The following is a 10,603-nucleotide window of genomic DNA, read 5'->3' on the forward strand; positions in this document are numbered from 1 at the left end:
TCGGCAAGCGCGCTGTAGACCGCCGATTCAAGATCGTCCTGGTCGGGATGGTGGGTTGCTACGCGGCTCGCGACGCTGAGATGTTTTCTGTCGACTGACATCGTTTCGCCTCCTGCGCGGCCCTTTTCGGGTGTAATAGGCTATCGGCGGATATCCCGCGCCGTCAGGGTATGTCGGTCCTTGCAGCCGCGGCCGTAGGCATGGGTGGCCGCATCCAGAATGGCCTCGCGCGCCATATCAAAGGCTCTCAAGCACTCGTCTTCGGAGCGGGCGGCCTGGCTTGCGGTCCGCAAGGCATTGGCTTCAATCAAAAACCGCACCTCGAACATGCCGTCATATCCAGAGAAGCGAACGGCATTGCGGCTCTCGTCAAAACTGCGGCTTCTATTGGGAAAGGTCAGTGTCACGCATTTCTCTCCCGGAGGGGTTGGTCATGCCAAGTCAAACTGGACTGGCGCAAAGTATGCCATTGAACTTCCGCCGGGCTCACTGAGGCGCGGCAGGGCTGGTCAGGTTGCCGCTGTGCTACAGATGCAGGAGACCTTCCTCCTGTCCGGCTTCCTGCTGTCGGTATGCCGGAATCCCGGAACGACGGCTGCTCCTTCGCAGCTCCGGTCCTAAGAAATATGGGGCGCGGCCCTCGAATTGCAATGTAGGGTCAGAGGAGAGTTCGTGGCTGGCTGGAATCTGTCGTCTGCGCTTGAGGAGGGCTGCGACGAGAGCATCGCGTTCGGGCCGAAGGGGGGCAGGTTATGAAACCTTTCTACGGCGTCCGCGTTTCGCACCATCGATCCCCATTTGGTCTGATCGAAAACTCCTGCAGACGGTTCATCGTGATACCCGCTGTTATGATGACGATATAGTGTCGGAATTGGAAGTTTTCATTTACGCGCTGACAGTAATCTCGTCGCTCTTCTGGAGTTTCCGTCTTAGGCGCCCAGCCGTTTGCTTTCCGATAGAAAAAACAAGCAGAGTGAAAAATCATCAGCTATTTAGACGGCGAGGGAGGCACCGAGGTAGACTTCAACTGATTGTCATTCGATCATGCAGGCACCACCGCGAAGCTGGTACGGACGATTACAGTCCCATCCGTTGCCCGTCGAGTTAAGATGTGCGTTTTCGGGAAGCTTGAGCTGCAGGCATTGATTGCCCCTCGGCTCGAAGCCGCGGTCGCACTTCCATTTCAGTCCGTGGGGCGCGTCGATGAAGATGGCATTCTCCGGAACCTCGACAGCGACACACGTCTGATCCTTGTTTTCAAAGCCTCTATCACACCTCCACTCATTTCCGGCGGATGTCAGATATGAGTGGGCGGGGAGTTCGAGCTTGAGACATGCTTGTTGTAGCGCGCGATAACCTCTTTCGCATTCCCAGCCGGATCCTGTGGTATTATCGGACAGGAATGCTTTCTCCGGGACTTTGATAGGGTCGCAACCCACATTGGTTTGACGGTATCCACGCAGGCATCTCCAGCGATCGCCGAAATATGGGTCGAGATATGCATTGTCCGGAATTTGGACGGTGAGGCACTGGTTCCCCTTCTCCAGAAAGCCGTAATGGCAATCCCAGCCCTTGCCAAAGGAGGAGTTCGTCAGAAACGCGTTGTCGGGAAGCTTCACCTTAAAGCAGGCGTCATCCTGCCTTCGCAAACCACGATTGCATTCCCAGCCGAGGCCATAGCGGCTTGCCTGGGCATTTTCAGGCACCGACCTTGAGGTCTGGCCGAGCGCCGAGGAGCTGAGTCCCGATGCAGAATGCAGGGGGATGGTCATCATTAGGGCCAGCGCCCTGTAATATGATTGGCGCATAAGTTGTCTCCAAAGGCCTGCATCTGCGATCTCCTGGTCCTAATTCCAAGATATAACGCTGAAGGGCAGTAAAGAGGGAAGGACAGATACCGTGCGACGCTACCAGAGCCTTGGCTTTTTCTCGGGAGCTTTCTCAGGAAAAATGGGCGCGCCGGCCCACATCCCGCGACCGACAGGTGACGAGCCATGAAGCTGTCCTCTGTTGCGGACCATGCACTGTCCGATTGCCTGGTTTGCGCTTGCTTTCGCCGTTGGCGTTCAGGAGCATTTTCTGGAAGTAGAGCAGGAAGCAGGCATGCGAGGATCGGGACGTCATCGCGTCCTCCTCTTGTCGGGGCTAGGGCGCGCTCTTGTCCCTCAGGCGGCAGCGCCCTGACCAGTTGCAGCCGACATCGCACCCTGGACTTCATTTCCGCCTTTGGCAAGCAAGCTTTTGCTATTCATGTGGTGCCTTGAATGAGGCTGATTGAAACCTTACATACAGGGCACGTTTTCAGCCTTTCGGCTACCTGATCCTCCCGGCTGCGTCGGTTGCTTGGCAAACCCTGATTTTGCGAACGTTGCGAACTCCGCCATACTGGCTGGAGCGGTTTGTTCCGGATGTATTCGTCCCGCAGCCACACTGAGGATGCCATAATGACCAACACCACCCGCCATGCCGCCGAAAGCATGTTCAAGCGCTCCAAGCCAGAACAAGGATCGGATGCAGCAAAGCTGCAGGATTTCCTCAGCAGGCAAGCTCTCCGGAGGCGCGCGACGAAGCTTGCCGAGATGCAGCAGCGTCTCGAAAAACGGACTGCTGGAACGGTTGGACTGGCTTCTTTTTTCCGTTGATACCGCAAGATGGAACGGCAAAGATCGACTGTCCTCGACGATCGCTCACGCCGCAAGGATTAGGTTATGACCGTTTTCGATTATAATGCCGGCGCGGGGCTTTACCCGTGCAAGACAATCAACAGAAGAGGCAGCCTCGTCTACAAGAGGTTCGATTCCGTCGCCGAAGCTCTTCGCTTTGCGATCGAGGACATGCCGGCTTCTCTCCTTCGTGGATCCGTGCTCGAAGTCGAGGAGGCGCGCTTCGATGGTTTGCAGATGCGCAAACTCTATGAAGCCGACGCTTATCCGCTGACGCGCCGACCTTAAACGCATCACACGGGATTGCTCGCAGAAGTGGAAATTGCGAGAAGGTGAGAACAAGAGGTTGACGGGGAAGGATCTCCAGTCTATCCCTGCAGACATCGATACTTTGTTTGCCGATATTTGTTTGGCTGCGCTCTGCGCCTCTTGATCAACTCTCCCTTCAAAAGTCGAAACACCGCCGCGCGCCGCTCGGCGGGCGATTAAATGTATGCCGATGAAAGGGTTTATCATGACCACTGGCACAGTAAAATGGTTCAACGCCACCAAAGGCTTTGGCTTCATACAGCCTGACGACGGGAGCGCCGACGTCTTCGTTCACATCTCTGCCGTTGAACGCGCGGGAATGAGTTCAATCGCTGAAGGCCAGAAGCTCGGCTTTCGCTTGGAGCATGACCGCAAGTCCGGCAAAATGTCTGCAGGCCAGCTCCAAGCGGCCTAAAAAGCTCTTATAGCCGCTGCGACCACGGATGTACTGGCGTGGCTGGCAAGGGCAGTTGAAGGCCAGGCAGATGTCTGGCCTTTTTCATTCAAGAAGTGAACAGCGCCCGACCGCTCGTATGTCTTGAAGCGTAGCGGCCTGGACTATTCTGTTGGGCAAGGACATCGATTGAAACACTCAGGCGACACCCCCTTTTCAGAACGTCGTAAGTCCGCCGAAGGCGCCAGACGTCAGCTGATTGCAAAATTTGAGTCGGCTCCGAAGCCGACCGACCCTGTAATGCAAGAACGGTTGGCGGCAATTGCTTCGGCCAGGACCGCGCGTCGCGCCGAGCGCGATGCGATGAAGGCGGCGGAAAATGACCGCCTCCTTCAGGAAGCTGCCGCATTAGCCGATGTTGCCGAGGCTCATCAAAGAGCAGAGGCGGAGGCTCGCCAATTGGAAGCCAATAACCGAATCGCACGTGTCGTCGCCGATGAAGCGGCACGCAAGGCCGAGCGCGACCGGCGTTATGCCGCACGTAAGGCTCGTCGCGCTTGACGGATGAACATCCGACCGTGGCTCCTGCCAATTTGCATCGTCGTCCCAAAGGAATCAGAAAACCTATGAGAAGCCAAGCCGGCCAGTTGCACGAGCCGTTTGAAGACTCCGCCGGTGCGTGGCTGAAGATCCTCGCGAAATACCGGCAACCGAGCTTTTGGCGCAGCGCGTTCGAGTTGTCTGTGACAGCTGTCCCATTCGCGCTGCTATGGGTCGGCGCATATGCCTCTTTGCTGCAAGACTTTTGGCCCGGCTACATACTGATCCTGCCAGCCGCCGCCTTCCTGCTCCGGTTATTCATGATCCAGCACGATTGCGGGCACGGTTCATTCTTCGCCCGGCGAAAGCTGGATACGTGGACAGGACGGGCACTCGGCGTTTTGACCCTAACGCCGTACGATTATTGGCGGCAAACACATGCGGAACATCATGCATCTGCGGGCAATCTTGATAAACGTGGCATCGGCGACATCACGACCTTGACGCTCGAGGAATATCGCGCCCGTTCTCGAACCGGGCGACTCGCCTACCGACTTTACAGGCATCCGATCGTCATGTTCGGCATTGGACCCGCCTGGCTCTTTATCTTCAAGCAACGCCTGCCGATCGAGATGATGCAGGCGGGAGCCTTGCCTTGGGTTTCCACGATGGCCACGAATGTAGCGATCGCGATCGTAGTCGGCCTGTTAATGTGGACGATTGGGCCTATCCCCCTCCTGCTGGTGCATCTGCCGATCGTTTTGCTGGCAGGGGCAGCCGGCGTCTGGCTATTTTATGTCCAACATCAGTTCGAGGAAACGCACTGGTCGAAGACCGGAGAATGGAAATTTCCGCGGGCCGCTCTTCACGGCGCGTCACATTATGATCTTCCGCTCGTGCTTCGATGGCTGACCGGGAATATCGGTATCCACCACATCCACCACCTTTCAAGCCGCATTCCGTATTACCGGCTTCCGGAAGTCCTGCGCAATCACCCCGAGTTGGTGGCTATCGGCCGCGTCACCCTTCGGCAAAGCCTCGAATGTGTCCGGCTTGCTTTGTGGGATGAACAGAGCGGCAGGCTCATCTCCTTCCGAGAGGCCGAGAGCCTCGGCCCATCGATATCTGACCGCTTTATGCGGATCGTTTGAATAGCATGTTAGGATCCAAGATGAGTACGACCGCCAAAACAAGTCCCAATACGGCCGCTTTGATGGTCACTTTGACGCCTCCCCAGATCAGAGGCTTGAAACTTGCAAGGGATGGGGACCTGTACCTTCAGGAGAGCAAGAAGTGGACGCATCTCAATGCGACGATTACCTTCGCCAAAGCCGATCGCTTTCAGGAGCGGCCGATCGCAATCAAGTTCGCAACAACGGCGACGGTAGGCGAATTGAGAATCAGCGGTCTTCTCAAGACCCTCGATCCCGACGCCGACCCAGCCATCTCGCCGCACGGCATCACGATGGCCGGAAAGATGTGGCTGCTGAAGCATAAATAAATCCGGTCAGTTGCAGCGCCCGCGACAGCAGAAACCGTCAGGACAATGCTGCTCCACCGGAGCGGTGTCCCAGTCGTCGTCCCTGATCCACTCCGGCATGCGGTCCGCAAGCTCATAGTCGCCAGCCGCCGACACACTGACGGGCAGGGGTGGCGAGCGCAAGAAGGACGTTGGTCAACCTGCGCTGCTCTTTGAAGCCCTGCAGCAGACAAGGCGATCTGCCGACTTGGCGCTCGTCTACAACGACGCATCGGAGCGCGGGCTTGCGTGGCAACCAAATATTTGAGCCCGGGTACGAATGCTGGGGCCGTACCGCTGGAGCCACGCGATATCGCCGTCCCATCCACTCCCGTTATCGGAAAGGCAGTGTTCTCGTGAAGCTCGACCCCTTCTATCTGATCGTCGACAGCGCCGAATGGATCGAGCGTCTCGTGCCACTCGGCGTCAAACTCGTCCAGCTGCGCATCAAGGATTGCCCCGACTCCGTGCTTCGCGAGCAGATCCGGCGATCGAAGGCTGCCTGCGCGGCAGCGGCTTGCCAATTGGTCGTCAACGACCATTGGAAGCTGGCAATCGATGAGGGATGCGATTTCATTCATCTCGGGCAGGAAGACCTGGTAGCCGCCGACAGGAATGCCATTCGTCGTGCTGGTCTGAAGCTCGGCCTTTCGACGCATGATATATTGGAGTTGGAGACGGCGCTGGCGGCAGAGCCGGATTACGTTGCGCTCGGACCGGTCTGGCCGACGATTCTCAAACAGATGAAATGGGCGCCGCAAGGCATTGAACGTGTTGCGGACTGGCGCCGGCGCGTCGGCGCGATACCGCTCGTCGCCATTGGGGGGATCACCGCCGAACGCGCGCCGCTGGTGCTGGAAAAAGGCGCCGATGGTGCTGCCGTGGTCACCGATATCACCCGCAACGCGGATCCCGAGGCCCGCACGCGGCAATGGCTGGCCGCAACCGCGCCGTGGCGGCGCGCGAATGAGGATGAAGGTTGATACATCCCGCCGGCAACGGGGAAGCCTTCGATCCTGCCGGCGCGGGTATTATCCATATACTCAACTACGTCACGAAATTCGACTTTTCGGTTGCTCCGTTTGCTTGCGAGGCGGACGCCGGATCTGTTCAATTCCACTAATGAGCTCGGTTTCATTCAGCCTGACAACGGCGGCCGGGACGCGTTCGTCCATATTTCTGCCGTGGAACGCGCTGGCGTGCGCGAAATCGTCAAAGGCCAGAAGAACGGCTACGACTTGGAGCATGACGACAAGTCCGGCAAGATGTCGGCCTGGCAATCTTCAGTCTGCTTGAAGGGGTACAGACGAGTGGACGGAGGGCCTCGTCAAGGACCGCGCCAGTAATTTTTCGACGACCCTGCTGACATCGCTTGGATATGATCGAGCCTGAGACCGCCCGTGGGGCTACCCTTTCAGGTAAGTGAGAGCGTACTCAATCCTCAACGGGTTGCGTTTTGCGCGACCAAGGGAAAGAAGTCACCAGTTTCTGCACAACGGGCGTATGTTCACTCGGTACTTCCTGTTCAGCTGATCCAGCATCGTGCAATGCATCGCGAAGAGCCTGACCTTGCGGATGATCGCCGAAGTGCTCCAGAAAGCTCGAAATCGGCCATCTCGTCACAGTGCCGCCGGAGGCATCGTTGGCGCGATGGATGACAGTATGCTGGTCCGCTGTTTCGTTATGTTCGAGATACCATTTGTCTCCGTTTGGACTGGCCGCAAATTCGTTTGGTGCTTCTGGCATTCTAGCCTCCTCTGACGGTGCCTATTATTGTGCCGCTTGCCGGCGCGCTGTTGCGCATTATGGTTTCGCAAGCGCAGCAGCAAGGTCTTGAGTGAACGGCTTGGACCGCCGGCGCAATCCGGCGCCGTGCACATGGCACGGAGAGTCAATGACTTCCTGCGCCTCCGACGCTTGCGCCGGGGGCGATGAGAAGGTCGTCTAGCTGTTCGAACGGCGCCGGCATGCAACCCTCCATCGCGTTGTAAGGCCTTCGTCGAATGAGCTTTGCGAGAAGTTACCCAACACGGTCTGTTCAGGCGCCGGTAGGCGACCTAACTTTAACGGCTGAACGGATACCCTGAATCCGCTTGCGATTGTTTTCGAACTCCGCGGATGATTTCGAGGACAGTGGTGTTTTTCCGAAGTGCCGGCTGAGCTCGATAGAGAGCGCGGCGGGCGAGGTCATTCCGTCGTGATAAAGCTTGAACAGCAGTCTGACGGCAACGTTGTAATGTTTCGGGTCTGCAAGGCTACTTGTGCAATCGTATCCTGCGTCGTCAAGGACGCCCTGCAATACAGCCAGGTCAGAGGTCCGCACAGACATGTTGAGATTGGAAGACATGTTGTCCTCCTTCAATTTGGGGCGAAGGCAGAAACCGACCTCCACGCAGTAGCGCCCTGAGAAACAGCTACTGAAGACCTACCATGCGCCTAATCGATACGGCTGGCAAACTGAATATTGTGGGATGAGGAGAAAGCGGTCAGACCTGTGCGTCCCAATGTGGTGATTTTTCGCAATCATCTCTTTCCAGGTTCAATCATCAGGGCCAGAAGGACGTAGAAGGACCTACGCACATGCCGTCCGAACTCCGAATGAAGTCGGTGAACCGGAAATCGCTCGATCACCTCTTTCCGAGCTGGAGCAATGCGACAGAATGCGGACATCACGCCTGCGACGGCATGATCGCTGCAGGTCTTTGCAACATACCACTGGGCAGAATTTCAGCATCACCAAAGACTAAGAGGGGCTGGGCTTTCGACCACCGAGCCTGATCGCCAATCCGGCATTCCATGCTCAATTGCCTCGCGGGTCATCAATTCTTCTTGTCCGTAGGCGCGTCCACATCTCGCGTGGCGCCCCCTTCGTTTTCCCATGATGCCAAAGCCTCAGGATCGGCATGCAGCTTCCGCCGTCTCGAAGAGGGGTAGGCGGGCGCGGGAATCGTCGCCGCCTTGATGCGCCTTATCATCATCACCTCTTCGTGATGGTCGCCATGTTCTGAAGCAACGAGATCTGTCGTCGCGTAGTCCGCGCGCTTGAGGATGGACCGGAGCCGCCAATTCTCGTCGCGTTTCGTCGGAATTCCGGTTGTGATGATTACTACCATAACCAGCCTCTCAAAATTAAACTGATGATGACGGCGAAGCTCGCCAGGATGGAAGCCCTGAATAAGAAGTCGCCATATGCCGCGATATGGGAAGAGTGCTTGAAGGTGGAAGACATCTTGTCCTCCCTTGATTGGGGCGAAGGGAGCCACCCCTTGATCGGCAGCGCCCGTTTCATTGGCTGCCGATATGCTAACATGCGCCTCTATTGCGCCTTATCCAAGGCGAAAGCGGCGAACGCAGTGCCAAGCAACCATATAATTCTCGTTGCGGAGCTACTAGGTCACGGGGGGAGAGGCGCGGGCTCTCCTCGGCTCGTTCAGCGATATCAACTCACCTGGCGGCCGCGATAGTACCGAGGCGGCTCCGAATTGAATCGTACTTTCATCTGCCTGTATGATATAGTCTCTCATGACCTATTCCCCAAAGGACCTGGAACTCGCGCGCCGGCAGGTGACTATCGACCGGCAGATGATCTGCGCTCAGCAGAGCCTGATCGACGGAATGCTGACGCGAGGCGAGCCCGCTGGGCTGGCCAACGAAAGGCTGGTCAAATTGACAGAGGATCTACGCAAGCATTGCTTCCATCAGGATCTGATTCAAGCGTCGATCCGATTGGAACGCTGAGCCTGCGCACTCGGGGCGGTTGACGGGCTTCCCGCTTGTTCACTCCGCAGCCTTCTCGTCAGGCTCCTCGGCACGCCTCTCAGCTTCCTGGCTGGCCATCTTCCGGCTGTGATCGGTCCGCGCCTGCTCGAGTTCTCTCATTGTGGGAAGGTCCCGGACACCCATGCTCTTGTCATCGACCTCAGTGCGTTGGCGCTTTGAGAGCCGCTGCTTCTTTGCTTCACGGCGTTCGTCAACTGCGCGAGCTTCCTCGGACGGCATGGCGAGGTCGGTGCGTGCGGCGACGGCATGGGCGATCAATTCCTTGGCCGAGGGATTGCCATCCGGGCGCGTTCCGTTGGCGTCGTCGCGATCACGGGCAGCAAAGCGCTTGGCGTTGTTATGTTTCGACATTTGAATGCCCTCCGTTTTATTGTGAGGCCACGAGCCTGCCGTTCACGCAGCGACGCCCTTTTACGGCGGGCCTCCTGCGTGTCGAGCGGGCTGGCTAAGGTGGCGCATATTTTCGCAAATCCGATCTTGGAATTGCAGCATCTTATATTTCAGGAAAATAACACAATAAAAAGGCAAATAGGTCATTACTGAAGATTAGTTCAATTTAGTTCCATCAACCAATAATATTATAATTCCAGATCTTGCCAATCGAGCTTGAACAAAACCTTCAGTTTAGCATTTCATCCCAGTTGCGACGCAATTGGGGCGTAGGAATCTCTATGTCGTTTGGCCCTGTGGCTCTCGCAGGTGCCAGAAGCTTGCGGGCCATCATCGGCCTGAATTCCGATCGCTCTGCCAATGCCCTGTAGGAAGTAATCACGCGCTTGGCTGACCGTATTCAACTGGAGCCTGTCACCATGTCCATGGACATATCATCTACACGCACGACGAACACCATCGTGCACTTCTCCGCCCCTTTCGCGCTGCCCGATCTGGCTGGCGAGATGCATCCGGCCGGCGATTACAAGATCGCGCAGGATGAAGAGCCGATCGAAGGTCTGTCTTGGCTTGCCTACCGCCGCGTCGCAACCTACATCCATCTGCCGTCGATTGCTCAGGGGAACCGCTTGCGCAGGATCGTCCGGATCGAGCCGACGGCGCTCGCTGATCTCTTGGCAGCAACGAATGCGACTGAGGAGCTGTCCCGATGAATGCCATCGAAGACCGTGAGAAAGCCTTGGAGCAGATCTATTTCCTGAATTCGGAAATTGCCTTCAAGGTGCGATCGCGCCGCGACCGCCTGCTGGCGGTCTGGATCTGCGGCATGACGGGCACTGCCGATGCCGAAGCCTATGCCGGGGAGATCTTCGATGTCAGGATGGCAGGCGCTGACGATGAGGGCGTGATTGCCAAGATCCTGGCAGATTTACGCTCGGCGGGCAAGAATCTCGATGAGCAAGCCTTGCGGGAACGCATGGAGGCTTTGAGCGTCGCCGCCATGCAGCA

General features: G+C 57.2%; 17 protein-coding genes and 1 pseudogene. 12 read left to right on the forward strand and 6 right to left on the reverse strand.

Features of this window, described 5'->3' with window-relative positions; all coding sequences use genetic code 11:
- Positions 1-140: 140 nt before the first annotated feature.
- A complete protein-coding gene (locus CO660_RS16785; protein ID WP_097599671.1) occupies positions 141-407 on the reverse strand; it encodes a DUF1488 domain-containing protein in 267 nt (88 codons plus the stop codon).
- 627 nt (positions 408-1,034) lie between these two features.
- Entirely contained in the window at positions 1,035-1,808 is a 774-nt protein-coding gene (locus CO660_RS16790) for a hypothetical protein (protein ID WP_097599672.1), read from the reverse strand.
- Positions 1,809-2,444: 636 nt separating this feature from the next.
- On the opposite strand from CO660_RS16790, the gene CO660_RS16800 reads away from it, so the two are divergent.
- The 9 genes and pseudogenes from CO660_RS16800 (at position 2,445) to CO660_RS16840 (ending at position 6,771) form a co-directional block, all read left to right on the forward strand.
- Positions 2,445-2,642: a hypothetical protein gene (locus CO660_RS16800; protein ID WP_097599674.1), complete on the forward strand. Its 198-nt coding sequence runs from the start codon at positions 2,445-2,447 to the stop codon at positions 2,640-2,642.
- 66 nt (positions 2,643-2,708) lie between these two features.
- Positions 2,709-2,951 (forward strand): hypothetical protein, encoded by a 243-nt coding sequence (locus CO660_RS16805; RefSeq protein WP_097599675.1) that lies wholly within the window; start codon positions 2,709-2,711, stop codon positions 2,949-2,951.
- Between the two features lie 226 nt (positions 2,952-3,177).
- Positions 3,178-3,387: a cold-shock protein gene (locus tag CO660_RS16810; protein WP_097599687.1), complete on the forward strand. Its 210-nt coding sequence runs from the start codon at positions 3,178-3,180 to the stop codon at positions 3,385-3,387.
- 168 nt (positions 3,388-3,555) lie between these two features.
- Positions 3,556-3,927: a DUF6481 family protein gene (locus CO660_RS16815; RefSeq protein WP_097599676.1), complete on the forward strand. Its 372-nt coding sequence runs from the start codon at positions 3,556-3,558 to the stop codon at positions 3,925-3,927.
- A 65-nt stretch (positions 3,928-3,992) separates the two neighbouring features.
- Positions 3,993-5,057 (forward strand): fatty acid desaturase, encoded by a 1,065-nt coding sequence (locus tag CO660_RS16820; protein WP_097599677.1) that lies wholly within the window; start codon positions 3,993-3,995, stop codon positions 5,055-5,057.
- A gap of 62 nt (positions 5,058-5,119) precedes the next feature.
- Complete coding sequence (locus CO660_RS16825) at positions 5,120-5,407, forward strand: hypothetical protein (RefSeq protein WP_176536298.1); 288 nt, start codon at positions 5,120-5,122, stop codon at positions 5,405-5,407.
- A 30-nt stretch (positions 5,408-5,437) separates the two neighbouring features.
- Positions 5,438-5,681 (forward strand): annotated as a pseudogene (locus CO660_RS16830) (GSU2403 family nucleotidyltransferase fold protein); the annotation flags it as partial.
- 100 nt (positions 5,682-5,781) lie between these two features.
- Positions 5,782-6,408 carry a thiamine phosphate synthase gene (locus tag CO660_RS16835; protein WP_097599679.1) on the forward strand — a complete coding sequence of 209 codons (627 nt, stop codon included), beginning with the start codon at positions 5,782-5,784 and terminating at the stop codon, positions 6,406-6,408.
- A 123-nt stretch (positions 6,409-6,531) separates the two neighbouring features.
- Positions 6,532-6,771 (forward strand): cold shock domain-containing protein, encoded by a 240-nt coding sequence (locus CO660_RS16840; protein WP_176536299.1) that lies wholly within the window; start codon positions 6,532-6,534, stop codon positions 6,769-6,771.
- Between the two features lie 88 nt (positions 6,772-6,859).
- On the opposite strand, the gene CO660_RS16845 is transcribed toward CO660_RS16840, so the two are convergent.
- The 3 genes from CO660_RS16845 to CO660_RS16855 all read right to left on the reverse strand — a co-directional run bounded on the left by CO660_RS16845 (position 6,860) and on the right by CO660_RS16855 (position 8,688).
- Positions 6,860-7,171, reverse strand: coding sequence for a hypothetical protein (locus CO660_RS16845; RefSeq protein WP_097599680.1), 312 nt, complete (start codon positions 7,169-7,171; stop codon positions 6,860-6,862).
- A gap of 292 nt (positions 7,172-7,463) precedes the next feature.
- Positions 7,464-7,772: a hypothetical protein gene (locus CO660_RS16850; protein WP_097599681.1), complete on the reverse strand. Its 309-nt coding sequence runs from the start codon at positions 7,770-7,772 to the stop codon at positions 7,464-7,466.
- Between the two features lie 472 nt (positions 7,773-8,244).
- Entirely contained in the window at positions 8,245-8,688 is a 444-nt protein-coding gene (locus tag CO660_RS16855) for a hypothetical protein (protein ID WP_097599682.1), read from the reverse strand.
- Between the two features lie 259 nt (positions 8,689-8,947).
- Here CO660_RS16855 and CO660_RS16860 point away from each other — a divergent pair, with 259 nt between their 5' ends.
- The gene (locus CO660_RS16860) at positions 8,948-9,163 is read left to right on the forward strand and encodes a hypothetical protein (RefSeq protein ID WP_097599683.1); all 216 of its coding nucleotides are present in this window, start codon (positions 8,948-8,950) and stop codon (positions 9,161-9,163) included.
- A 39-nt stretch (positions 9,164-9,202) separates the two neighbouring features.
- Here CO660_RS16860 and CO660_RS16865 read toward each other — a convergent pair whose 3' ends face one another.
- Positions 9,203-9,556 carry a hypothetical protein gene (locus CO660_RS16865; RefSeq protein WP_097599684.1) on the reverse strand — a complete coding sequence of 118 codons (354 nt, stop codon included), beginning with the start codon at positions 9,554-9,556 and terminating at the stop codon, positions 9,203-9,205.
- Between the two features lie 458 nt (positions 9,557-10,014).
- Here CO660_RS16865 and CO660_RS16870 point away from each other — a divergent pair, with 458 nt between their 5' ends.
- Together CO660_RS16870 and CO660_RS16875 are read left to right on the forward strand one after the other, a co-directional pair.
- Positions 10,015-10,308 carry a hypothetical protein gene (locus tag CO660_RS16870; protein WP_097599685.1) on the forward strand — a complete coding sequence of 98 codons (294 nt, stop codon included), beginning with the start codon at positions 10,015-10,017 and terminating at the stop codon, positions 10,306-10,308.
- Positions 10,305-10,603, forward strand: a 299-nt coding sequence (locus CO660_RS16875) for an ATPase inhibitor subunit zeta (protein ID WP_097599686.1), incomplete at its 3' end; no start/stop codon positions are given. The genes CO660_RS16870 and CO660_RS16875, both read left to right, overlap by 4 nt.

Source organism: Rhizobium sp. L9, assembly GCF_002531885.1.
Taxonomy (GTDB): domain Bacteria; phylum Pseudomonadota; class Alphaproteobacteria; order Rhizobiales; family Rhizobiaceae; genus Rhizobium.